Origin of the sequence: Deinococcus sp. HSC-46F16 (assembly GCF_024171495.1) — a bacterium.
GTDB lineage: Bacteria > Deinococcota > Deinococci > Deinococcales > Deinococcaceae > Deinococcus.
This window is the reverse complement of the sequence record NZ_JALJZW010000001.1, coordinates 808,516-829,712: the sequence shown is the minus strand read 5'-3', so window position 1 is coordinate 829,712 and position 21,197 is coordinate 808,516. Positions and strand designations below refer to the sequence as shown.

The following is a 21,197-nucleotide window of genomic DNA, read 5'->3' as shown; positions in this document are numbered from 1 at the left end:
AGCAGTCCCGTATGAGGCCACGCTGTCCCACTTGGCGAGACTCGACCACACCCTCTTGAGCGTTTGCTCAGACAGCCGCCGGGTTCCGCCGGGACCACTCGCCTAGAGTTCCCGGCGGAGGTTTCTTTTCTTGTCTACCGTCCCCCTGCCATCCACCCGCACCCACCTGCCGGACATTCTGCGGCTGGCCCTCCCCGCGAGCGCCGAAGCTGTGATTCAACTCCTCTTCAACTTCCTGGCCCAACTGATCGTCGCGACCCTGGGGGCCACGGCGGTTGCGGCGGTCGGCCTGTCCAACAACGTCACGATGGTCCTGATGTTCACCCTCGCCACCCTGGGGTCGGGCGCGGGCATTCTCGTTGCGCGGGCACATGGGGCGGGGGACCGGGGCGCGGTGAACCGGACGGCGGGCACGGCCCTGCTGCTCGCCTTGGGGGTGACCACCCTGATCGTGGCGGGCCTGTACACCTCCGCTGGTCCGGTGCTGGGGCTGCTGGGGGCTCCGGCGGACCTCCTTGCGGCCGCCACGCCCTTCTTTCAGGTCGCGCTGCTGAGCGTGCCCCTGATCGTGCTGAGCGTGGTCGCGGGCAATGTCCTGCGCTCGCTGGAGCGGCCCCGTATCCCGATGGTCGCCACGCTGATCGCGGCGGCGGTCAACGTGGGGGTGGGCTACGCGCTGGTGCATGGGGCCTTCGGGCTGCCCCGGCTGGGGCTGGTCGGTGCGGCGTGGGGAGCGCTGGCCGGGCAGGCGGTGCGGGTCGGGCTGCTGGCGGTCTTCCTGTACGGGCCGCGCGGTCCCATCGCCCCGGCGTGGTCGGGGGTGGGGGCGGGGGGCCGCGGGCTGGTGCGCGACCTGCTGAACCTCTCGCTGCCGCTGGCGGCCACGCAGCTCGCCTGGAGCGGGGGGAACCTCCTATACGCCCTCTTCCTGGCGCGGCTGGGCACCGAGGTGCTGGCGGGCGTGCAGATCGGCTACACGCTGGAGGGCATCTTCGTGGTGGCGTCCTCCGGGCTGGTCCCTGCGGCCACGGCCCTGATCGGGCAGGCGGTCGGGCAGCGCGACGCGGCCCTCGCCGCCGAGCGGGCGCGGGCGGTCGAGCGCTTCGGGCTGGTCACCGGGGTCGCCTTTGGGGTGCTGTTCGCGCTCTCGGCGCTGGTGCTGCCGCTCCTCTACCCCAGCGTCGGGGCTGAGGTGCGCGGCATCGCGCTGGCGACCATCCTGGTCAACGCCGCCGTGCAGGTGGTCAAGGTCGCCAACATGGTGCGCGGGGCGGGCGTGCTGCCGTCGGGCAGCGACACGCGCGGCGTCCTGATCGGGGACGCGATCAGCGCCTTCGGGGTGGGGCTGCCGCTCGCGTGGCTGCTCGCCTTTCCCCTGGGACTGGGGTTCTGGGGCGTGCTCGTCGCCCGCGTGCTGGAGGAGGTCGTGAAGATCGCCATCTTTACCTGGCGGCGGCGGAAGCTGTCATGGGGCCAGGTGATCGCCGGGCAGACGGCCCTGAATGCGGCGATGGACTGAGGAGCGTTAGTCGGTAGCAGGCCGCCGCTGCATCAGCGCCGTCCGTTTGCACCGCGCCACGACCTCGCCGCGCTGGTTGATCGCCCGGTGCTCCACCACCACGATGCCCGCGTCCGGGCGGCTGCGGCTCTCGCGGGCTTCGAGCACCTCGGACTCGGCCCGGATCGTATCGCCGTGAAAGACGGGCTTGGGAAACACCACGCCGTCCAGTCCCAGATTTGCCACCAGCGTCCCCAGCGTCAGTTCGTGGACGCTCAGGCCGATGAGCAGGCTCAGCGTCAGCAGGCTGTTCACCAGCGGCTGCCCGAACTCGGTCGCGGCGGCGTACTCCCGGTCGAGGTGCAGGGGCTGCGGGTTCATCGTCAGCGTGGTGAACAACACGTTGTCGGCCTCCGTCAGCGTGCGGGTCACGCGGTGGCGAATGACGGTGCCGGGGGTGAGTTCCTCGAAATAGCGGCCCTGGGGGCGCAGCAGGTCTTCGTTCATGGGGAGCCTCTGGGGAAAGTGGGAGTCAGTTCGCCTGTTCGCGGGCGTGGAGGATGGCGCGGGCCTTGGCCAGCATGGGTTCGTCCACCATCTGGCCCTCGAAGCTGAAGGCGCCGTGTCCCGCGAGGGCCGCCTCGTGCGCGGCGTCGAGCAGCCTGCGGGCACGTTCGGCCTCCGCGTCGGTGGGGCCAAAAAACTCGTGGGCCAGCGCGACCTGCGCGGGGTGGATGCACAGCTTGCCGCCGTAGCCCAGGGCGCGGCCCTGCGCGGCGTCGGCGCGGAAGGTGTCCGCGTCGTTCAGGGCGGTGACCACAATGTCCAGCGCATGGACCCCGGTCAGTCGGGCGGCGAGGGCGACGTGCGAGCGGGCGTAGACCACCTCCAGATTGCCCGGCGTGCGGCTGCCCCCCAGGTCGGTCGTGTAGTCCTCCGCGCCGAAGTAGGCCCATTCCACGCCCTCCTCGGCCAGAATCTCCCGGGCATTCCAGACCCCCGCGCCCGTCTCCAGTCCGGCCAGCAGGGGGAGGTCCAGCCCCCGCTGGGCGAGCGCCGCCCGCACCCGCCGCACGTCCGCCGCTGCTTCCAGCTTGGGCACGACCACCCCGGCCAGTTCGGGGGTCAGCACGGCGAGGTCGTCCTCAAAAAAGGGCGAATGCACCGCGTTCACCCGCACGAACACGGCGAGGTGCGGCGCGGCGGCGATCAGGTCGCGGGCCGCGTCGCGGGCGACCGGGCGGGCGGTGGCCTTGGCCTCCGGGGTGGCGGGCACGGCGTCCTCTAGATCAATGACGACCGCGTCGGGCGCGGAGCGGGGCAGCTTGGCGATCAGGTCGGCGCGGCCCCCCGGCGCGAAGAGGACGCTGCGGGGGCGCAGGCTGGGGTCAGGAGCAGGCACGTGCCCCAGGATACGGGCACGGCGCGGCGAGGGCCGGGGGTGGCAGAGTGGGGCCATGACCGCCCCCTTTCAACTCGGCCTCTATTCCTTCGGAGACTTCACGCCCGACCCCGCCAGCGGGGTGACCCTCAGCCCCACCGAGCGCCTGAGAAACCTGCTGGAGGAGGCCGAACTCGCCGATCAGGTGGGCCTCGACGTGTTCGGGCTGGGGGAGCACCACCGCCCCGACTACCTGGTGTCCTCGCCCGCGACCGTCCTCGCGGCGATGGCGGCCCGCACCCGCACCATCCGCCTGACGAGCGCCGTGACCGTGCTGGGCACCGACGACCCTGTGCGCGTGTACCAGCAGTTCGCCACCCTGGACCTCCTCTCCGGAGGCCGCGCCGAGATCATGGTGGGGCGCGGCTCCTTCGCGGAGTCGTTCCCGCTGTTCCTGGGCGGCATGCCCGCCGACTACGACGCCCTCTTCGCGGACCGTTTGGAACTGCTCTTGCAGGTGCGCGACCATGAACACGTCACCTGGGCGGGCCGCACCCGCCCGCCGCTGGGCGGGCAGGGGGTCTACCCGCGCCCCGAACAGCCCCTCCCGGTGTGGCTGGCGGTCGGCGGCACGCCGTCCTCGGCCCGCCGCGCCGGGACGCTGGGGCTGCCGATGGCGCTGGCGATTATCGGGGGAGCCTACGAACGCTTCGCACCCTTCGTGCGGCTCTACCGGGACGCGGCCCGCAGCGCCGGGCACGGGGAACTGCCGCTGGGCATCAACGCGCACGGCTTTCTGGCGGACACGTCCCAGGGGGCCGCCGACCTCGCCTTTCCCGCCCACAGCCTCGTCATGAATCGCCTCGGCCGCGAGCGGGGCTGGGCGCCGATGGGCCGCGCCCATTTCGACGCCGAGCGCGGGCCGGGCGGGGCGCTGTTCGTGGGCGACCCGGAGGGGGTGGCCGCGAAAATCCTGCACCAGCACGAGCTGTTCGGCCACACCCGCTTCCTGATGCAGATGAGCGTGGGCACCCTGCCCCACGCGGCGATGCTGCGCTCCATCGAGCTGTTCGGGACGAAGGTCGCGCCGCTGGTGCGGGAAGAAGTCGCGCGGCGTCAGCCCACGCCCAGCTCGTAACGGACCACGAAAAAGCCCTTCACCGTCACCTCGTCCACCGCTCGGAAGCCCGCCGCCTCGTATAGGGCGCGGAGCTTGGGGCGGTTGGCGGCGGTGTCCAGCCGCAGGAAGGCACCCCCAGCCTCGCGGGTTTCGCGGGCGGCCTCGGCCAGCAGCGCGTGGGCCAGCCCCCGCCCCTGCGTCGCCGGGTGTACGCCGAGCTTGTGCAGGTAGCGGGCCTGCCCCGGTGGGTCGTCCGGCCAGAAGAGGGGGTCGGCGTCCAGCAGCACGTAGGTGCCCACCGCCTCGCCCCGGTGCCACGCGACCCGCCAGCCCTCCGGCGGATAGTGGCGGGTCAGCCGGTCCGGGGTCAGGCTGGGCAGCGGCCACAGCGGTTCGCCCCGCTCCAGCAGCCGGGCGGCGGTCGCGGTCAGGACGGCGGAGGCGGCGGGAAGGTTGCCCTGGGTAAAGGTGAGGTCCACTCAGCCCCCCAGCGGCGGCGCGGGTTCAATGCCCGTCGCGTAGAGGTCGCCGTCCCGCGCCTCCAGCCGCACGCGGGGCAGCGGGCCGTTCGCTTTCCCGAAGACGGCCTGGCCCGCCTTGAGGGGGTCAAAGACGCTGTAGTGGCACGGGCACCCCAGTTGCGGGTGCTGGTCTTCCCTGGGCGGGCGGTAGTTGTACGCGAAGGCCAGCACCTCCGGGTCGCGCACCAGGACCACCGGGCAGCCCAGGTGGGTGCAGATGCGGCTGTAGGCGGCGTAGTGGCGGCCGTCCACGCTCAGGCCACCGGGGACCGGCTCGGGCAAGCGCAGGGCCACGCAGGGGCGATCAGCGTAGGTGAAGGCGACTTCCGCCCATTCCTGCGCGAGTTGCCCCGCCGAGGCCACCCGCACCGCCGGTCCCGGCTCGAACTCCGGCTCGCCCGCGTCCCGCTTGCCCAGCGTCACCCGCGAGGCGTACCAGCCCATGTACCCGAAGGTCCCCAGCGTGCCCGCGACCGGCAGGACCCACCAATTCTCCAGCAGTTGGCGGCGGGTCAGGCGGCGTGCCCTGGGCCGCTCCCCCTCGCCCGTCATTCGCCTGCCTTCTGCCAGCGCTCCAGCACGTCCAGCAGGCCGTTCAGCTCACCCGGCTTGAGGTTGGGGTAGGCGGGCATGGCCCCCTTGCCCTGCAAGATGATCTGCCGCAGCCCGCCCCGCGAGAGGTTTGACAGCCGCAGGCTGGGACCCAGCGCCCCGCCCCCACCGTTCGCCCCGTGGCAGCTCGCGCAGTTTGCGGCGTACACGCGCAGGCCAGGGTCCGCCTCGTTCTGGCGGGCGCGGATGGCGGTGATGGTCTCGTCGGCGTCGCGGCCGGAAGGGTTCAGCGTGCGGTAGCGTTCCAGCGCGGTCAGGGCGGCCTCATCCTGCCCGAACTGGGAGAGCGCGAAGCCCAGGAAGAGTTGCGACTCGGCGTCGTCCGGGGCAAGTTGGGCCGCGGTGCGAATCAGCAAGAAAGCCTGCCCCGCCTCCTCCTCGCTCAGCTCCCCCCCGCCCCGCGCGGGCTGGTTCAGCAGCAGGATGCCCAGCCGCCGCAGCGCCTCGGGCTGCCGGGGGTCCAGGCGCAGGGCCGCCGCGTAGGCCCTCGTCGCCTCGTCGTAGAGGCCGGAGTCAAAGGCGGCCTTCCCCCAGGCGAGGGAGTCGGCAGCGGATTGGCTGGCTTCGGCGCGGCGGCGCAGTTCGGGCAGCGCGAGCGAGTTCTGGACGGTCTGCGCCTCACGCGGTGAGAGGGCCGCGAGTTGCCAGCGGGGCACAAAGGTCACCGCTCCGGCCACCGTCACCAGCGCGGCCAGCCCCACCCCGATCAGCGCCAGGCGGCGGCTGCGGCCTGCCTGCCCAGTCGGCGGCGGCGCGGGCGGCAGCGCGTCCAGCGCCCGCAGGGTCAAGGCCGCGCGGCGTTCCAGGTCGGGCCGTCGGCGCTCGTCCGTCAGGGCGGCGAGTTCCCCATACAGGCGGTCGCGCTCGGCCAGCAGCCGCTCGCGCTCTGTGGCGTCGGGGTCGCCCGGCACGCTGGCCCTCAGCGGCGAGAGCACCAGCCACAGGGACACGCCCACAATCAGGGCCAGCAGAACGAGGCTGAGAATCACGCCCCCTCCTTGCGCCGCGTCTGGCGCTGCACTTCCGCGAGGTAAGGGTCGAAGGTGTCCCCTTCGGCCTCGGGCGTGGCGACGGCGGTGGCCGTGGGCTTGCGCCGCAGAAAGCGCCACAGCACCGCGCCCCCGGCCGCCAGTGCCGCGAGCGGAGCGCCCCACAGCAGCGCCCCCACGCCGTCCTTCGGCGGGTCCAGCAGCACGAAGTTGCCGTACCGCGCGGCGAAGTAGCTGTAGATCTCCGCGTCGCTGCGTCCCGCCGCCACCTGCTCGCGCACGTCCCGCAGCATCTCGCGGCTGATGTCGTTCGTGCTCTGCGTGATCGGCTCCCCCGTGCAGATCGGGCACCGCAGGTTGTCCCCGATGGCCTCGGCGCGGAGGGACTGGTCGGGTGTTAGGGCCAGGGACATGGAAAGCAGCAGGCTGAAGGCCAGAGGCAGGAGGCGTGCCCCCGCTGATCGCTGGTGGTTGGAAGCTGGCCGCTTCAAATCCCCTCCACCCCGATCTTCTCCAGGCCCACATTCAGCCGTTCGCGGCTCAGCCCGCCCCGGTCCACGTGGCGGATGGTGCCCTCCTGGTCAATAAACACCGTCTCGGGAATGCCGGTCAGGCCGTAGTCAATCGCCGTCTCCGCGCCGGGATCGCGCAGGTTGGGGTAGGCGAGGGCGTACTCGCGGATAAAGTCGCGGGCGTTCTGCTCCTTGTTCTCCTGAAAGAGGATGCCCAGGATGGCGGGGCCGTTCTCGCCGCTCCGCTTCTCGCCCAGTTCGCGGAAGAGCGGCGCCTCCTCGCGGCACGGCCCGCACCACGAGGCCCAGAAGTTCAGCACGACCGGGCGGCCCTGGAGGGCAGCGAGGCTCACCTGCGCCCCGTCCAGGCTTTCCAGCGTGAACTCGGGAGCGGGCTTCCCCACCAGGGGGCCGCCGTCGGTGGCGTTGCGCGAGGGGCTGAGCAGCGCCACGCCCAGCACCCCCACCAGCGTGGCCGCCAGCACGGGCGGAAGCAGCCGCCGCCACAGGGGCGCGGGAGCGGGGGTCGGATTGGAAGAGGGGGAAAGGTCAGTCATAGGTTCACTCGCTGTCTATGCTCCCTCCCTCCTTGTGGGGGAGGGCCGGGGACTCGTAGAGCTGCGAAGCAAAGGGGGGTGGCAAGCGCCAGCTTGCCCTCTGCGCCGTCCAGTCAGCGTCACGCGGCATGCTCTCAATCCGTCGCCGGAGCCGCTTGCAGCGCGGGCACGCGGGCCGGAGCGCGGCGCGGCGTCACCAGCGTCAGCCCCGCCCCCAGCACCACGATCAGGGTGCCCCACCAGATCCACGACACCAGCGGACTCTCGATCAGCCGCACGCTGGCCCAGCGCCCCTCCTCGCCGAAGGCCGTCACGACGAGGTAGGTGTCGCCCCACAGTCCGTAACGCACGGCGGGCGCCGGGAAGGGCGTGTCGCCGCCCTGGACATAAGTGTTCATGCGCGTCTCGTAGGGCACGCCGTCGATCCGCACCCGCGCGATGGCCGACTGGCCGTAGGGCTTTTCCACCACACGCGTGCTTTCCAGCGCCAGCGTCTCGTGGAGCAGCGTGACGGGAGCCGCGCCCGCATTCAGCGTAACCTGCGCGTCCTGCCGGTACGCCGACGAGAATGCGATGCCCAGCGCCATCACGACCAGCCCGACGTGCGCGAGGTACGCGCCGTAGCGCCGGGGCTGCTCGCGCACGAGGCCGACCACGCCGCCCCGCCCGCTTGCCCGGTACGCCCGCAGCGCCCGCCCGGTCAGCAGGGCCAGTCCCACCACGTTGTAGGCCGACAGCCCCACCGTCGCCAGCACACCGACGCCGCGAATCCCGAAGGCGTAGGCGATCACTGCCGCGCCTGCCCCCGCCAGCAGCAGGGGGCGCAGCGCCCGCCACAGCCCTTCCCCCTCGGCCCGGCGCCAGGGAAGCAGCGGCCCCACACCCATCATCAGCAGCAGGCCCAACCCCAGCGGAATGGCGAAGGCGTTGTAGAAGGCCGGACCGACCGACGTGTCCCGCCGCCCCTGCACCGCCTCCACGATGGTGGGAAAGAGGGTGCCCACCAGCACCATCACCGCGAACACCAGGAAGAGCCAGTTGCCCGCCAGAAATGCTCCCTCACGGCTCAGCGCGGCGGGCGGCTCGCCCTCATCGCGCAGGTGCGGCGCCCGCCACGCGGCCAGCCCGATGCCCGCGACCAGCAGGAAGGCGAGGAACCCCAGGAATACCGGTCCCACCGGCCCCCCGGCAAAAGCGTGCACGCTCTGCACGATGCCCGAGCGGTTCAGGAAGGTGCCCAGCACCGTGGACGCATAGGCCAGCACAATCAGCCACACGTTCCACGACCGCATCAGCCCACGCCGCTCCTGAATCTGGATGGAGTGCAGGAAGGCGGTCGCCAGCAGCCAGGGAATAAAGGAGGCGTTCTCCACCGGGTCCCAGGCCCAGTAGCCGCCCCACCCCAGCGTCTCGTAACTCCACCAGCCGCCCGCGACGATGGCGGCCGTCAGAAAGGCCCACGCCACCAGCGTCCAGCGCCGCGTCACGACGACCCAGTGGTCCGAGAGCCGCCCGGTCACCAGCGCGGCCACCGCGTAGGCGAAGGGCACCGCCAGCCCCACGAAGCCCAGGTACAGCAGCACGGGGTGAACCGCCATCATCCAGTGGTTTTGCAGGGCGGGATTCGGCCCACGCCCATCCGCCGGAATCTGCGCGAGCGGGGTGAAGGGGCTGGCGACCGTCGCGCAGATGCCCACGAAAAAGAGCAGGCTGGCATACATCGCGGCCAGCGCCCAGGGCCGCAGCGCGTCGCGCCGCAGGGTCAGGCTGAGGATGAAGGCGTACCCCGCCAGCAACCACGCCCACAGCAGGATCGAGCCTTCCAGCGCTCCCCACAGGCTGGTCACCTTGATCCACGTCGGGGAAGTCCGCATGGAGTGCTCGGCCACGTACCGCACCGAGAAGTCGTCGCCCAGCAGCGCCGCCATCAGCGTGAGGGTGGACAGGCTGACGAGTGCGAACACGGCCCACACCGCCCGCCGCGCCGCCTCGGTCGCCCGCGCGTCGGCCTTCACGCCGCCGACCACCGCCAACCACGTCCCGCCCACCGTAAAGGCGAGCGCTGCCAGCAGCGAGAGCTGGCCCAGCGCCCCCAGCGGGCTGGCGTCAAAGGAAATCAGATTCAGCACGGTGCGGGCCGCCTCAGTCGGCCTGCCGCAACAGGTCTTTCAACTCGGCCTGCGTCTGCGGCACGTTGTACTCCTCGGAGTGCTTCACCACGAGTTCGGACGCGTGGAAGGTTTCGCCCTGGAACTCACCGCGCACCACCACGCCCTGGTCTTCCTTGAACAGGTCGCTCACCGCTCCGGTGTATTGCACGGGAAAGGTGGCGCTGCCGTCGGTCACGTTAAACCGCAGGTCCAGCGTCTGCGGGTTGTACTGCACGGCCTTGACCAGCCCGCCGATCCGCAGCGGGCGGCCTTCCAGCTCGGCGCGTTGCTGCACGTACTCGGTCGGCGTCACGAAGTACTCCAGGCTCTTGCCCAGGTTCCCGAAGGCCAGGAAGGCCGTCAGGCCCACCAGCGCGAGCACGCCCAGCACGGTGGGCAGCGGGTTTTTCTTGCGCCGCCGCGCCTGGGGCAGGGGGGAGGGGCCGGGAGCAGGCGCGGTCATCGCTGCTCCCCCTCGTCCCGCACCTGACGCAGCCGCCACCACATCCAGGTCAGGTAGCCCACCAGCAGCAGGAAGGTCACGGCGTACACGACCACGACGTATCCGGTGTACTTATCCACGGGCGACCTCCATGCCCTTCAGGTCTTCCATCAGCTCGCGTTCCTCGCGGGCCTCCTCGCGGGCGGCCAGGATGCCGCGCACCCGCAGCAAATAGGCATAAAGCAGGGTAAAGGCGAGCGTGGCGACGAGCAGCACCCAGCCGTAGATGGGCGCGGCGTCGAAGCGGATGCCCCCCAGCAGCTTCAGCGTCTGCGTCTGGTGTACCCCGCGCCACCACTCCACCGCCATGTAGTTGACGGGCACGTACAGGGTGCCCACCAGCCCCACCACGGCGGCGACGCGGGCGCGGCGGTCGGGGTCGTCAATCAAGGAACGGATCAGGAGGTAACCGCCGTAGATCACGATGCTCAGGGCGGTGGTCGTCAGCCGGGCGTCCCAGACCCAGTACGCGCCCCAGGTCGGCTTGGCCCACAGCATCCCGCCCACGATGGTGGACACCGTGAACAGCACGCCGATCTCGGCGCTTGCCATCGCCAGGCGGTCCCAGCGGCGCTGCCGGGTCAGCAGGTACAGCAGCCCGAACAGGCCCGTGCCGCCGTAGGCGAGGTAACTCAGCCACGCGCTGGGGACATGCACGAAAAACAGGCGCACCAGCGACCCCTGGTTGAGGTCGAGGGGGGCACTCAGGCCCAGGGCCACGGCCGCCCCCAGGCTCAGCAAGGTGGCCAGGCCCAGCCCCGTCGTCACGCGGTCTTGTTTCATCTCAGCTCCCCCATTATCACCCGCGCCCAGTTCCCCACACCGTGAGGCCGGTGGGCGCAGGAATCCTTCGTCCCAGGAGGATCGCGTCTGACGCAGAACGGGGCAAGTGCGAGTGTCCCCGGTGGGGTGAGGCAGCAGCTTACTTCCTGCTACCGTGGAAGCCACCCTGCTTCTCACCCTATTTCCCCATTTCCCCGGAGGCTCCTATGAAGCGTTCCCGCATCCTGCCCCTGCTGGCTCTCGCCGCCCTCTCCGCTGCCGTCCTCGCCGCCTGTGCGCCTTCGGCCACGGCTCCTGCCGCGCCGCTGCCCGACCCCTCGACCTACCGCCCTGCCGACGTGACCGTTCCCGTGCCCGGCATCGGCGCCGTGGGCCGCTGGATGATCACCAAGGACCTCGTGCCCGCGACGTGGCTGGGCGAGAAGCAGGCGGGGCGCACCCTGCGCGAACCCATCAACGTGCTGCTGATCGACCGGGGCGCCCGCACCCCGCAGGAGGCCACCACGCGCCTGCTGACCGCGATGAGGGCGGCTGGGTACCCCCCGCGCGGCGGCCACTCCACCGGCTACTGGGGCGAGGTCGGCGGGCAGCTCTACCCTATGCTCCCCACCGGCAAGGGGGAGGCCTTCAGCGACGCGCCCTTCTTCTTGCCCAACAACCACGGGCGCATCTTCGGGCCGGTGGCGGTGGAGGGCGGGTACGCCTTTACCGGGGCCTTCAGCCTGGAGGGTGTGCGCGTCTACCCCACGCTGGGCCACCCCTACCGCTCCTTCCAGGTGTCGCGCGAGGACCTCGCGGACAAGTTGAATGCGGCATCGGTCTACAAACGCGCCGGATATGTGGAGATGGGCTCGCGCCTGGATACGGCGATGGAGACGACCGGCGACCATGACGGGCGGGCGGTGCTGCTGGTGGCGGGGGGGTCGTAAGCCGCTTCAGGCGTAGATCGGGCAGCCCCGCTCCTCCAATGCCCGGAAGGCGGGGGGCAGGGCCGCGAGGCGGTTCCAGCGCAGGTCGAGCTTTTCCAGGTTCGGAAGTCCGGCCAGCGCGTCCGGCAGCGTGGTCAGTTCATTCGCCCGCAGGTCGAGGGAACGGAGGTTTCGCAGCCCGGCGAGGGAGGTGGGCACGCCCTCCAGCGCGTTGAACCGCAGGTCCAGTTCAGTGAGTTCGATCAGGTCCCCCAGCGTGTCCGGCAACCGGGTCAGGTGATTGCCCTGGGCCATCAGTTTGGTCAGGTGGCCGCAGCGGCCCAGCTCTGATGGCAGTGCGGTCAGCCGGTTGTTCATCACATGCAACTCGCGCAACTGCTTGCACTCGCCCAGGCTGGCGGGCAGGGCCGTCAGGGCGTTGTTGTAGGCGCGGAACTCGACCAGCCCCACCAGATCTCCCAGCCAGTCCGGCAGTGTTTCCAAGGCATTGTCGGTCACGTTGAGGTAGGTCAGCCCGCGCAGGTGCCGCAGCGACGGGGGCAACCCGGTCAGCCGGTTGTTGCTGAGGTACAGAAAGCGCAGGTTGTGCAGTTCCGCGAACACGTCGGGAAGCGTCTCCATCCCGTTGTGGCCGAGGTCGAGCATCTCCAGCCGGGTCAGTCGTCCCAGCCCCGGCCCCAGGGCCGACAGCCGATTCGCGGAGAGATTCAGCGTTGTGAGGGCCGTCAGGGTCCACAGCCAGTCAGGGACCGCTGCCAGCGCGTTGTCGTAGAGGCTGAGAATCCGGGCGTCCGTGCAGCCCCGCAACGCCTCGGGCAGCTCGGTCAGGCCGCACCCATTGAGGTGAAGGTGGTCGGGCAGTGGGCCGCCACCCGCGTCGAGGAAGGCCAACACCTCCCGCCCCCGCGCTCCGGTCGGATGCTGGTGGTTTAGGCGGCTCAGGCTGGGGGTGGCGGCAGGCTCTGGCATGGGCCACTGTACCCACTCGCCCTTACCCCTCCACTGCGAAGCCGAACAGCAGCGTCGCCAGAATCACCGTGCCCACGTCGAAGCCCGCCAGAAAGACCAGCCAGGTCGTGACCTCGCCCGACCAGCCGCCCGCGAGCAGGAGGCTGGTCGCCTTCACGGTGGCGATCACCACCGGCACGAGGATGGGAAAGGCCAGCGCGGGCAGCAGAGCTTCGCGTGCCCGCAGGTTCACGGTAATGGCGCTGTAGAAGGTGGTTCCGGCACTCAGGCCCAGAATGCCCAGCCCGGTCACCAGCGCCAGCGCCCCCCACGGCACTGCTTGCCCGGCCCCCACCGCCCCGAACAGCAGCAAGCCGGTGGGCAGGGTGAAGGCCGTGACCACCGCGAGCGGCCCCAGCACCCCCAGCAACTTGCCCAGGTACAGCGCCCCGTGCGGCCCCGGATACAGCAGCAGTTGCTCCAGCGCCCCCGCCTCCTGCTCCTGCGCGAAGGCCCGCCCCGCGCCCACCGCCGCCGAGAGTGCCAGCGCCGTCCACACCGCCCCCGCCGCCAGCCCCGCCGTCTGCGTGGGGGTGCGTCCCGCCGTGTCCCCGCCCAGCGCCAGGCCCAGCACCAGCAGCACCAGCCCCGCGAAAAAGGCGGTGGCAAGCAGTGTGTCGCGCGTGCGCCCGGCCACCCGCAGGTCCTTGGCGGCGAGCGTCAGGACCGTGGACCGGGGACGGGAGAGCGTGGTGGGCGACGGATGCTCTTTTCCCATCCTCCACGTTCTACGCTCCACGCTCCTCCTCCACCCGCCCCGCCGCCAGCCGCACCGCCCGGGGCGCCACCTGCCGCGCCAGCCCCGGCTCGTGGGCGGCGACCACCAGCGTCACGCCCCGCGCCCGGAGGTCGCCCAGCAACTCCAGCACCAGCGCCCGGCCCCCCTCGTCGAGGTTGGCGAAAGGTTCGTCCACCAGCGTGACCGGGCGGGCCAGCAGCCAGGCCCGCGCCAGCGCCAGCCGCTTGCGCATCCCCGCCGAGAGGAACCGCGCCCGCCGGTTCGCGGCCCCCGCCAGCCCCACCCGCGTCAGCGCTCCCGCCACGTCGCCGGGCTGCCCGTGCATCCGCAGGGCGAAGGCCAGATTCTCCGCACAGGTCAGGTCCGGGTAGAGCCCCGCGTCCACGGGCATCAGGTGAACGTGGTCGCGCACGGCCCGGCTGTCGCGCAGGTCGTAGCCCAGCACCCGCCCCTCGCCCCGCGTGGGCCGCAGCCCCGAGGCCAGCACCCGCAGCAGCGTGGTCTTGCCCGCGCCGTTCTCGCCCAGCAGCGTCACTCCCTCCCCGGCGGGCACGTCCAGCGTCACCCCGCGCAGGATGACCTCGCGGCCCAGGCGGAGCCAGAGGTCGCGGAGTTGGAGGGCGTGGGGGGGCACGGTAGGCGGTGCGCGGTGCGCGGTGGGGTCGATCTCTTTCTGCGTCCCTCGCACTGCTTCCCGCCCACTCACACCCTCAGCCACGCGGGCATCACCTCGTAGAAAAAGGTCGCCAGCCGCGTGAACTGCCCGGTCAGCATCAGCACGCCGACGAGCACGAGGACCGCGCCCCCCACCTTCTCAAAGACGCCCGCATACCTGTTCAGGCGCCGCAGATTCAGGCGGTCCCACAGCAGCGCGGCGATCAGGAAGGGCATGGCCAGTCCCACCGTGTAGGCGGCCAGCAGCCCCACGCCCGTGCCCAGGCTGGCGGTGCTCGCTGCCAGTCCCAGGATGCTTCCCAGCGCCGGGCCGAGGCAGGGACTCCAGCCGAAGGCGAAGGCGGCCCCCAGCGCGACCGGGCCGTACCCCCCCGCATTCGCCAGCGCCCGCGTGTCGCGCATCAGGAAGGGCAGGCGCACCGCCCCCAGCATCACCAGCCCGAAGAAGATGATGAGGACCGCTGCGACCTGCCCCAGCAGAAGCTTGTGCGGGGCGAGGAGGGCGCCCAGGGTGCTCGCCGTCGCCCCCAGCGCGATAAACACCAGCCCGAAGCCCAGAATGAATCCCAGCGCCCGCCCCAGCGGCGCCCGCGCCCCCCCGATCACGCCGAGGTAACTGGGCACCAGCGGCAGCACGCAGGGACTCAGGAACGAGATCAGTCCTGCCAGAAAGGCCACCGTGACGGACGGGGCACCGGGCGCGGTCAACATGGGCCGAGTCTAGCGGGGCGGGGGAGGGCCGGGCGTCCCCGTGTGGGCGGCCTCGCGGTCGCGTGCGCCTTCCGCGACTACCCTGACCCGTGCCCGCCGAGCGCCCGCCCCTGATCTTCGTCTACAACGCCGACGGCGGCGTGGTGAACGGCCTGAAGGACCTCTGGCACAAGACCATTTCGCCCCAAACCTACGCCTGCTCGCTGTGCGCGGTGACCTACAGCCCGCTGGGCATGCGGCGCGAGTGGCGCGAGTTTCTGCGTGGGCTGGGGCGCGAGGTGCGCTTCCTGCACCGCGACGAACTGGCGGCCGAGTTCGGCCTGCGGGACGTGCCCCTCCCCGCCGCCTACGAGCAGAGGCCGGACGGCACCCTGGGCGAGTGGCTTCCGGCCTCCGAATTGCGGGCGGTGACGACGCTGGAGGACCTGATGGGGCGGGTGGCCGAGCGCGAGCGGGCGCCTCAGCCGATATTCAGCCCCACGTCGAAAGTCGCCCGGTAGCCCTTCTCCGGGCTGCCGACCAGACTCAGCAGGAGCTGGTTGCCGCCGTTGCGGTAGATGCCGTCTTGCGCGTTCAGCGTGTTGCGTTTGCCCTTGCGGCTGTAGGGAGCGCGGGCGTGAACGCGGTCGGTGATTTCCTCCGGGAAGAAGAGTTGCGAGGTGAACTCGCCCGTCGCCTGCCCGGCCGCGTTCAGGGGCCGCAGCTTGAAGTGGATGTGGACCGCCCGGCCCGGGTACCACCCCGGATAGACGGTGGTGAAGGTCGCCTTGCCCTGCGCGTTCGTGACCTGGGTGCCGCGCAGGAAGTCCCCAGTGTTGCCCGCCACGTCGGAGTAGACGCCCAGCGCGTCGCACTGCCACACGTCAATCAGCACATTGGCGCGGGGCTGACACCCTCCCACCGCCACCCGCGAGGTCATGAAGTCCAGCGTCAGCGGCACGCCCGCGCTGACCTTTCCGGTCGTGGTGTCCTTGCGGATGTCGCTGCGGCGCAGTTTCTCGTCCACGTAATACGGTCCCTCGGTCATGGCCGGGCGCACCACGCAGCCGGGCAGTCCGGTCACGCCGCTCGTGCCCGCGCTGGTGCCGCCCGCCCCGCCGGGGGGTCCGCCGCGTTGCGCGAGCACCCCGCCCGCCGCCAGCGCCGCCGCGCCGCCGCCCAGCCCCAGCAGCCGCAGGGCACGCCTCCGGCTCAGCAGGGTGCCGATCATCTCGTCGTCGTTGTCGTCGTCCGGGTGCTGCGGGTGGGAATTCATGATGGACCTCCTTGACCTGCTCCCCCCAGCGTAGGACCGGGGGGTTAAAGCGAGGTTGGAGGGGAGACTCACAGTTCTTCGAAAAACTCGCTGTCGATCCGGCGCACGTGGTAGGTCGCGCGGGTGAGGACTCCAACGCCATACTCGATCATCAACCGGGAGAGCTGCGTTCCGTCCACGAGGATGATGCTGCCGATTTGCTCAGCGGTCTTGCGAGCGTTCTCGCTGAAGTCCGACGTGGTAATGAAGACTCCCTTGTTGGCCTTGTGGTAGCTCAGGCTGCCCGCAAAGTTCCGAATTTCTGGGCTACCCACACTGCCCTGCCACCGTTTGGCCTGAAGATAGACCCGGTCGAGGCCCAATGGGTCCTGCTTGACCACGCCGTCAATACCGTTGTCTCCCGTTCGGCCCAGCGCTTCCCCGGCGTCACGGGTGCTGCCGCCATATCCCATCGCCACGAGCAGGCGCACCACCATCACCTCGAATTGCGTGGGCGAGAGCTGCATGACCTGTTCCAACAGTTCAGAAGCCAACGCGGCATTCAGGTCTGCGTGCAAGGTTTCGAGCTGCTCATCTGGCGAAAGGGCGGCCTCAACAGCGACGGGCTGTGCGGTTTGTAATGGGACTGGCGCTTGCGCGGTCCGGCCCCCAGCGATGAACTGGGCGTACTGCGGCACGGTGCTGAGTTCCCGCATGGAGATTGTTGTGGGAAATTGTTCCAGCAGGTCGCGGCCTTGAGGAGTTAATGCCACGGTGCCCCGGCCAGGACTGCTGACTGCCCCAGCCTTGCTGAGATGAAACTTGGCCCAGAGAATTCGGTTGGCAAACCTGGCCTGCCGCCCACTGGGAAGCAACTCTTCAACGTCTTCCCTGGTCAGCGAGAAGTGAGCGGCAAGCGGCTGGTACAGGTCCCGAATCCGGTGTTCTTGCCCATCTTGCAACAGCAGCAGGAAGGGGCGCATAAACGCCTGAAAGTCAGGAACAGCCACGCTTCAGCCGCCACTGCGCTTGAAGCTGCGGCGATTTCTGTGGGATGTTCCCCGCCTCATCTGCCCCCAACCGCGTCCGCCGCCTTCGCCAGCTCCCCGAAGGCCAGTTCCACCTCCAACTGCGCCACCTTGAGCGCCAGCGAGGCGACCGACGCCGCCAGCGGTTCGCGGGCGTACGTGCAGGCCGCGTTCACGCCTTCCTGAATGGACAGCAGGGCATTTCGGGCCTGCGTGACGGCGAGGTACAGGCTGGCGTTCGTGGGCGTGGCGTTGGCCGCGTAGGCGCTGCGCTGCTGGTTGGTCAATTCATTCCCCCGGTCCAGCAGGGCCTGAACCTTTTTCGGGGTGAACTGGCAGGCCTCGGTCCGCCGCACCCCCGTGACGGTCGGGGCCAGCTCGGTCCTCACCTCGAACACCAGGCTGCTGACCTGGCCGACGTACCCGCCCACCGTGGTGGGAGCAACTTGCGTGGCCTGCGCGGAGGCATGTTGCGCCGTGAGCAGCGCGGCGACCCAGATCAGTCGTTTCATGGTGCCCCCAGGGTACAGGCCTGCTCCCCATGCCGGGGCGAGAATCGCCGCCCTGTCTCCTTGTGGGGACCCGTGGAGCTGCTTGCAGACCTGCAACGCTCCGCAGCAGAGGGGGGTGGCGGGCGAAGCTCGCCCCACAGCGGGAAGCGGCCCCCCTCCCGGAAGGCCGCTCCTGCACGGACGTTTGGATGGAAAGCGGGACGCTTACGCCCCGGCGGGCTGCTGGGAGCGTTTGCGGCGGGCACGCCATTCCTCGAAGTACACGACCATCGGGGCCACGATGTAGATCGAGGAGTAGGTGCCGACCAGAATCCCGACGAGCAGGATCAGCGCGAAGTCGCGCAGCACCGGGCCGCCGAGAATCAGCAGGCTGACCAGCGGCAGCATGGTGCACACCGAGGTCATCACCGTGCGCGAGAGCGTCTGGTTGATGGAGGTGTTCACGATCTCGCGGTAGCTCGCGCCGCGCATCACGCGCAGGTTCTCGCGGATACGGTCGGAGATGATGATCGAGTCGTTCAGCGAGTACCCGATCAGGGTCAGCAGCGCCGCCACCGTCCCCACCGTGAATTCCAGCCCCAGCAGGCTGAACAGGCCCATCGCGATCGCCACGTCGTGCAGCGCGGCCACCACGCTGCCCAGGCCCATCGTGAAGTCGAAGCGGAAGCCCACGTACACCAGAATCAGCCCCAGTCCCAGCAGGGCGGCGAGCGCCGTGTTGCGCGTGAGTTCCTGGCCCACGGCGGGGCCGACCGTCTCGCGGGCCAGCACCTCGCCCTGCGGCAGCTTGCCGATGGCCGCGCTGAGCTGATCGGCCTCGGCGGCGGTGAGTTCGGGCACCTTCACGGTGTACTGCGAGCGCTCGGCGACCGGGACCAGCTCGCGCTGAATGGTCGAGTTCTGGGCGTTGACCTTGTCCAGCCCCGCGCCCGTCACGGCCCCGCGCACCTGCTCGGTGGTGGTGGCCTCGCTCGCCCGCACGGTCAGGGTGGTGCCGGAGGTGAAGTCCACCCCGTAGTTCAGCCCCTTGGTGGCCAGAATCAGGCCGCCGCCCAGCGCCAGCAGCACGCTGAAGGTGGTCACGATGGGCGCGGCCTTCATGAACTGGATGTTCGTCTTGCCGATGCGGGTGGGCGCGGAGATGTTCGGCTTACGTTGCGCCAGCCACTGCATGAACCACTTGGCGAACACGAGGTTCGAGAAGGTCGAGATGACCACGCCGATGATCAGGGTGACCGCGAAGCCCTTCACGGCGCCCGTCGAGTAGTTGTAGAGCGCCACTGCCGAGAGAATCTGCGCGGTGTTCACGTCGAGAATGGCGACCGTGGACTGCTCGTACCCGGCGCCGATGGCGCCTCGGATGCCCTTGCCCCGGCGCATCTCTTCCTTGATGCGCTCAAAGGACACCACGTTGCCGTCCACCGCGCCGCCGATGGTGAGCACCAGCCCCGCGATGCCCGGCAGCGTCAGGGTGACCCCGAAGCCGCCCAGCGCCCCCAGAATCACGACCGCCGAGAACAGCAGCCCCAGGGCACCGACCAGCCCGAACCAGAAGCCGTAGTACACGAACAGCATGGCGAACACCAGCGCGATGCCCACCGCCGAGGCGATGGCGCCGCTGCGAATCGCGTCCGCGCCCAGCGTCGGGCCGATGGCGCGTTCGGCCTCGGTCTTGATGGCGATGGGCAGGGCGCCGGATTGCAGCACCAGCGCGAGTTGGCTGGCTTCCTCGGCGTCAAAGTCCCCGGTGATCTGCACGTCGCGGAACAGGGGCTGCTGGATGGTCGCCACCGACTGAATCTGGTCGTCCAGCACGATCGCCATCAACTTGCCGACATTCTGGCCGGTAAACGCCCCGAACGTCTTGGCGCCTTCCTCCGTGTTCTGGAAGGTCACGACCCAGCCGCCGCGTGTGGGGTCGGTGGCGGCCTGGGCGCTGTCGATCACCTCACCCGTCGCCAGCACCGGGCCGAGGTCTTCCAGGGTGTAGCCGCCCGTCGCGGGCTTCTGTTGGACGAGCGCCGGGTCCGGCTGCGCCCCCTGCTCCACGATGCGGAACTCCAGCCGCGCCGTCTGGCCGATGATGTCCCGCGCCCGCTGCTGCACGGCGGGGGTGGCCCCCGGAATCTCGACCACCACACGCTTGTTGCCCGCGACCGCGACGGTCGGCTCGGCCACGCCCAGCGCGTTGATGCGGTTTTCGATGACGGTCTTCACCCGGTCGAGTTCCTCGCGGGTGGCGTTGGGGTCTTCCGGCGCGAGTTCGATTCTCAGGCCGCCCTTGAGGTCGAGGCCCAGCGTCATGAACTGGTAGTCGTCGTCCCAGAGGGTCCAGAGGTTCTTGGTGTGCTCCCAGGGGCGCCAGATGTACAGCAGGCCACCCAGGAGGGTCAGCAGCAGCAGCAGCGCGGTCCAGGGATTGGGCTTGCTCGCCGTCGGCGCCGGGCGCCGGGGCGGGGGCCGCCGGTTGCGGTTGGGGTTGGAATAGGTCACGGGGAAACTCCAGGGTACACAGGAAGGCGGGAGGTCAGGGGAGGCTGCGCCGCGCCCTCAGCCGCCGTCCGTCTGCCGCCGACCCAGCAGCGCGAGACTGGGAGGCTGGGCGGGCGCTGTCCAGAACGCCACCGGACCCAAGCGGCGCCGGGCCTGCGGTGGAGTCCACCGCGGCGCGGGCGGCGTTCCCGCGAGCAGATTTGGCCACGCCGGAGCCGGGGCGGGCGCGGGCCGCAACTCGGGCAGCGCCGGGGCGACCGGGGCCGCCGCCACGCGCGGGCCGGAGGTGCCCTCTGCCGGGGCCGGGGCCTGCTGGCCCAGCAGCACCGCCAGCACCGAGAGCAGCGTGAGCAGTCCCGGCCACGCCCGCAGCCCCGCCGCCCACCCGGTCAGGGAAGGCAGGCTGGGAGGGGGTTCGGGGGACTGGGGCATGGCAGGTGAGAAGCGCGGACGGCCGCGCAGTGCCCCGGAGAATAGCAAAGGCTTGCTCAAGGAATAGGGCGCCGAGGGGGCTGGACAGGGCCGACTCCGGTGCTGCGGGTACGGGGGCACGTGGCCCACTGGACCGCCGTCTGGTCCTCTAGCCCCCACTTAACCGTCCCCGACCACCCTGCTCCCGTCCCGGCGAAGGTCGCCGGGCAAGATTCCCCCGCAGGAGTAGCCCATGCGCAAGCCCAACCGTCCGACCCTCTTCGCCCTCGCCGCCGTCTCCCTGACCGCTGGCCTCGTGCTGGCGGCAAGTGGGGGCACGTCCCAGGCCCCTTCCACCCAGGCGCCCCAGCGGGTGCAGCCCACCCAGCCGGGCCAGGCTCAGCCGGGCACCGGCCAGACTCAGCCGTCCCAGAACCAGGCGCCGTCCAGCGGCACCAACTACGCCGACGTGTTCCTCCAGAAGCTCGCCGCCGCGCTCGGCGTGACCGTGGAGCGCCTGAAGGCAGCGGCCCTGTCGGCAGGGAGCGCCACCGTAGATCAGGCGGTGGGAGCGGGCGACCTGTCCGCCGAGCAGGCCGCCCAGATCAAGGAGCGGATGCAGAACGATCCGCTGCGCTTCGGCTTCGGCCGGGGCGGATTCGGGCGCGGGGACCATGAGCACGGCCCCGGTGGGCGCGGGTTCGGCCGCGACTTCGGGCACCACGGCGGCGAGCGCGGCAGCTTCGGTGGACAGGACCAAGGCAGTGCTCCCGTGCAGGAAGAGGTGGGCGCGGCCGAGATGGGCACCTGACCTTTCCGCCCACCGTGGCCT

25 protein-coding genes are annotated in these 21,197 nt (G+C 70.7%); 5 read left to right on the top strand and 20 right to left on the bottom strand.

All coding sequences use genetic code 11. The features are described 5' to 3' along the window. Window positions 1-130 precede the first annotated feature (130 nt). A complete protein-coding gene (locus tag L1280_RS04150; protein ID WP_253580812.1) occupies window positions 131-1,519 on the top strand; it encodes an MATE family efflux transporter in 1,389 nt (462 codons plus the stop codon). Window positions 1,520-1,525: 6 nt separating this feature from the next. On the opposite strand, the gene L1280_RS04145 is transcribed toward L1280_RS04150, so the two are convergent. Continuing rightward, entirely contained in the window at window positions 1,526-2,005 is a 480-nt protein-coding gene (locus L1280_RS04145) for a MaoC family dehydratase (RefSeq protein WP_253580811.1), read from the bottom strand. A 25-nt stretch (window positions 2,006-2,030) separates the two neighbouring features. Next, the gene (locus L1280_RS04140; protein WP_253580810.1) at window positions 2,031-2,900 is read right to left on the bottom strand and encodes an aldolase/citrate lyase family protein; all 870 of its coding nucleotides are present in this window, start codon (window positions 2,898-2,900) and stop codon (window positions 2,031-2,033) included. Window positions 2,901-2,955: 55 nt separating this feature from the next. Between L1280_RS04140 and L1280_RS04135 the strand changes: the two genes are divergently transcribed. After that, a complete protein-coding gene (locus tag L1280_RS04135) occupies window positions 2,956-4,017 on the top strand; it encodes an LLM class flavin-dependent oxidoreductase (RefSeq protein ID WP_253580809.1) in 1,062 nt (353 codons plus the stop codon). Here L1280_RS04135 and L1280_RS04130 read toward each other — a convergent pair. The 9 genes from L1280_RS04130 to ccsA all read right to left on the bottom strand — a co-directional run bounded on the left by L1280_RS04130 (window position 3,996) and on the right by ccsA (window position 10,625). Then, window positions 3,996-4,478 carry a GNAT family N-acetyltransferase gene (locus tag L1280_RS04130; RefSeq protein WP_253580808.1) on the bottom strand — a complete coding sequence of 161 codons (483 nt, stop codon included), beginning with the start codon at window positions 4,476-4,478 and terminating at the stop codon, window positions 3,996-3,998. The two genes, L1280_RS04135 and L1280_RS04130, sit on opposite strands and share 22 nt — an antisense overlap. Beyond that, on the bottom strand, window positions 4,479-5,072 hold the full coding sequence (locus tag L1280_RS04125; RefSeq protein ID WP_253580807.1) for a Rieske 2Fe-2S domain-containing protein: 594 nt from the start codon (window positions 5,070-5,072) through the stop codon (window positions 4,479-4,481). After that, window positions 5,069-6,121, bottom strand: coding sequence for a c-type cytochrome (locus L1280_RS04120; protein WP_253580806.1), 1,053 nt, complete (start codon window positions 6,119-6,121; stop codon window positions 5,069-5,071). Before L1280_RS04120 ends, L1280_RS04125 begins: the two co-directional genes overlap by 4 nt. Next, window positions 6,118-6,534, bottom strand: coding sequence for a cytochrome c-type biogenesis protein CcmH (locus L1280_RS04115; RefSeq protein ID WP_253580805.1), 417 nt, complete (start codon window positions 6,532-6,534; stop codon window positions 6,118-6,120). Before L1280_RS04115 ends, L1280_RS04120 begins: the two co-directional genes overlap by 4 nt. A gap of 74 nt (window positions 6,535-6,608) precedes the next feature. Further along, window positions 6,609-7,190, bottom strand: coding sequence for a TlpA family protein disulfide reductase (locus L1280_RS04110; RefSeq protein ID WP_253580804.1), 582 nt, complete (start codon window positions 7,188-7,190; stop codon window positions 6,609-6,611). Between the two features lie 134 nt (window positions 7,191-7,324). Beyond that, entirely contained in the window at window positions 7,325-9,319 is a 1,995-nt protein-coding gene (locus tag L1280_RS04105) for a cytochrome c-type biogenesis CcmF C-terminal domain-containing protein (RefSeq protein WP_253580803.1), read from the bottom strand. Window positions 9,320-9,332: 13 nt separating this feature from the next. Beyond that, window positions 9,333-9,803, bottom strand: coding sequence for a cytochrome c maturation protein CcmE (gene ccmE, locus L1280_RS04100; RefSeq protein ID WP_253580802.1), 471 nt, complete (start codon window positions 9,801-9,803; stop codon window positions 9,333-9,335). Then, window positions 9,800-9,922: a heme exporter protein CcmD gene (gene ccmD, locus L1280_RS04095; RefSeq protein ID WP_253580801.1), complete on the bottom strand. Its 123-nt coding sequence runs from the start codon at window positions 9,920-9,922 to the stop codon at window positions 9,800-9,802. Before ccmD ends, ccmE begins: the two co-directional genes overlap by 4 nt. Next, window positions 9,915-10,625 carry a cytochrome c biogenesis protein CcsA gene (gene ccsA / locus L1280_RS04090; protein WP_253580800.1) on the bottom strand — a complete coding sequence of 237 codons (711 nt, stop codon included), beginning with the start codon at window positions 10,623-10,625 and terminating at the stop codon, window positions 9,915-9,917. The genes ccmD and ccsA overlap by 8 nt, the downstream gene beginning before the upstream one ends. 206 nt (window positions 10,626-10,831) lie before the next feature. Here ccsA and L1280_RS04085 point away from each other — a divergent pair, with 206 nt between their 5' ends. After that, window positions 10,832-11,554: a hypothetical protein gene (locus tag L1280_RS04085; protein WP_253580799.1), complete on the top strand. Its 723-nt coding sequence runs from the start codon at window positions 10,832-10,834 to the stop codon at window positions 11,552-11,554. Window positions 11,555-11,560: 6 nt separating this feature from the next. Here L1280_RS04085 and L1280_RS04080 read toward each other — a convergent pair whose 3' ends face one another. The 4 genes from L1280_RS04080 to L1280_RS04065 are packed head-to-tail and all read right to left on the bottom strand — an operon-like array spanning window position 11,561 to window position 14,687. Continuing rightward, window positions 11,561-12,523 carry a leucine-rich repeat domain-containing protein gene (locus L1280_RS04080; RefSeq protein ID WP_253580798.1) on the bottom strand — a complete coding sequence of 321 codons (963 nt, stop codon included), beginning with the start codon at window positions 12,521-12,523 and terminating at the stop codon, window positions 11,561-11,563. A 22-nt stretch (window positions 12,524-12,545) separates the two neighbouring features. Then, window positions 12,546-13,280 carry a heme exporter protein CcmB gene (locus L1280_RS04075; RefSeq protein ID WP_253580797.1) on the bottom strand — a complete coding sequence of 245 codons (735 nt, stop codon included), beginning with the start codon at window positions 13,278-13,280 and terminating at the stop codon, window positions 12,546-12,548. Between the two features lie 10 nt (window positions 13,281-13,290). Then, on the bottom strand, window positions 13,291-13,989 hold the full coding sequence (gene ccmA, locus L1280_RS04070) for a heme ABC exporter ATP-binding protein CcmA (RefSeq protein WP_253580796.1): 699 nt from the start codon (window positions 13,987-13,989) through the stop codon (window positions 13,291-13,293). Window positions 13,990-14,003: 14 nt separating this feature from the next. Further along, a complete protein-coding gene (locus L1280_RS04065) occupies window positions 14,004-14,687 on the bottom strand; it encodes a cytochrome c biogenesis CcdA family protein (protein WP_253580795.1) in 684 nt (227 codons plus the stop codon). 89 nt (window positions 14,688-14,776) lie between these two features. Here L1280_RS04065 and L1280_RS04060 point away from each other — a divergent pair, with 89 nt between their 5' ends. After that, window positions 14,777-15,187, top strand: coding sequence for a hypothetical protein (locus L1280_RS04060; RefSeq protein ID WP_253580794.1), 411 nt, complete (start codon window positions 14,777-14,779; stop codon window positions 15,185-15,187). Here the strand turns inward: L1280_RS04060 and L1280_RS04055 are convergent. The 5 genes from L1280_RS04055 to L1280_RS04035 all read right to left on the bottom strand — a co-directional run bounded on the left by L1280_RS04055 (window position 15,148) and on the right by L1280_RS04035 (window position 20,386). Continuing rightward, window positions 15,148-15,942, bottom strand: coding sequence for an intradiol ring-cleavage dioxygenase (locus L1280_RS04055; protein WP_253580793.1), 795 nt, complete (start codon window positions 15,940-15,942; stop codon window positions 15,148-15,150). The genes L1280_RS04060 and L1280_RS04055 overlap by 40 nt on opposite strands. A 68-nt stretch (window positions 15,943-16,010) precedes the next feature. Continuing rightward, complete coding sequence (locus L1280_RS04050; RefSeq protein ID WP_253580792.1) at window positions 16,011-16,931, bottom strand: restriction endonuclease; 921 nt, start codon at window positions 16,929-16,931, stop codon at window positions 16,011-16,013. 56 nt (window positions 16,932-16,987) lie between these two features. Beyond that, window positions 16,988-17,461, bottom strand: coding sequence for a hypothetical protein (locus L1280_RS04045; protein ID WP_253580791.1), 474 nt, complete (start codon window positions 17,459-17,461; stop codon window positions 16,988-16,990). 204 nt (window positions 17,462-17,665) lie between these two features. Next, on the bottom strand, window positions 17,666-19,954 hold the full coding sequence (gene secD / locus L1280_RS04040) for a protein translocase subunit SecD (RefSeq protein ID WP_253580790.1): 2,289 nt from the start codon (window positions 19,952-19,954) through the stop codon (window positions 17,666-17,668). Between the two features lie 57 nt (window positions 19,955-20,011). Then, window positions 20,012-20,386, bottom strand: a complete 375-nt coding sequence (locus tag L1280_RS04035) for a hypothetical protein (RefSeq protein WP_253580789.1) — start codon at window positions 20,384-20,386, stop codon at window positions 20,012-20,014. A gap of 232 nt (window positions 20,387-20,618) precedes the next feature. Here L1280_RS04035 and L1280_RS04030 point away from each other — a divergent pair, with 232 nt between their 5' ends. Beyond that, entirely contained in the window at window positions 20,619-21,176 is a 558-nt protein-coding gene (locus tag L1280_RS04030; RefSeq protein ID WP_253580788.1) for a hypothetical protein, read from the top strand. Window positions 21,177-21,197 lie beyond the last annotated feature (21 nt).

Coding starts and splice junctions, on each gene's coding strand:
- L1280_RS04145 (WP_253580811.1), bottom strand. CDS start 2,005: ATGAACGAAGACCTGCTGCGCCCCCAGGGCCGCTATTTCGAGGAACTC.
- L1280_RS04135 (WP_253580809.1), top strand. CDS start 2,956: ATGACCGCCCCCTTTCAACTCGGCCTCTATTCCTTCGGAGACTTCACG.
- L1280_RS04125 (WP_253580807.1), bottom strand. CDS start 5,072: ATGACGGGCGAGGGGGAGCGGCCCAGGGCACGCCGCCTGACCCGCCGC.
- L1280_RS04115 (WP_253580805.1), bottom strand. CDS start 6,534: ATGTCCCTGGCCCTAACACCCGACCAGTCCCTCCGCGCCGAGGCCATC.
- L1280_RS04110 (WP_253580804.1), bottom strand. CDS start 7,190: ATGACTGACCTTTCCCCCTCTTCCAATCCGACCCCCGCTCCCGCGCCC.
- ccmE (WP_253580802.1), bottom strand. CDS start 9,803: ATGACCGCGCCTGCTCCCGGCCCCTCCCCCCTGCCCCAGGCGCGGCGG.
- ccsA (WP_253580800.1), bottom strand. CDS start 10,625: ATGAAACAAGACCGCGTGACGACGGGGCTGGGCCTGGCCACCTTGCTG.
- L1280_RS04085 (WP_253580799.1), top strand. CDS start 10,832: ATGAAGCGTTCCCGCATCCTGCCCCTGCTGGCTCTCGCCGCCCTCTCC.
- L1280_RS04080 (WP_253580798.1), bottom strand. CDS start 12,523: ATGCCAGAGCCTGCCGCCACCCCCAGCCTGAGCCGCCTAAACCACCAG.
- L1280_RS04075 (WP_253580797.1), bottom strand. CDS start 13,280: ATGGGAAAAGAGCATCCGTCGCCCACCACGCTCTCCCGTCCCCGGTCC.
- L1280_RS04065 (WP_253580795.1), bottom strand. CDS start 14,687: ATGTTGACCGCGCCCGGTGCCCCGTCCGTCACGGTGGCCTTTCTGGCA.
- L1280_RS04055 (WP_253580793.1), bottom strand. CDS start 15,942: ATGAATTCCCACCCGCAGCACCCGGACGACGACAACGACGACGAGATG.
- L1280_RS04045 (WP_253580791.1), bottom strand. CDS start 17,461: ATGAAACGACTGATCTGGGTCGCCGCGCTGCTCACGGCGCAACATGCC.
- L1280_RS04035 (WP_253580789.1), bottom strand. CDS start 20,386: ATGCCCCAGTCCCCCGAACCCCCTCCCAGCCTGCCTTCCCTGACCGGG.
- L1280_RS04030 (WP_253580788.1), top strand. CDS start 20,619: ATGCGCAAGCCCAACCGTCCGACCCTCTTCGCCCTCGCCGCCGTCTCC.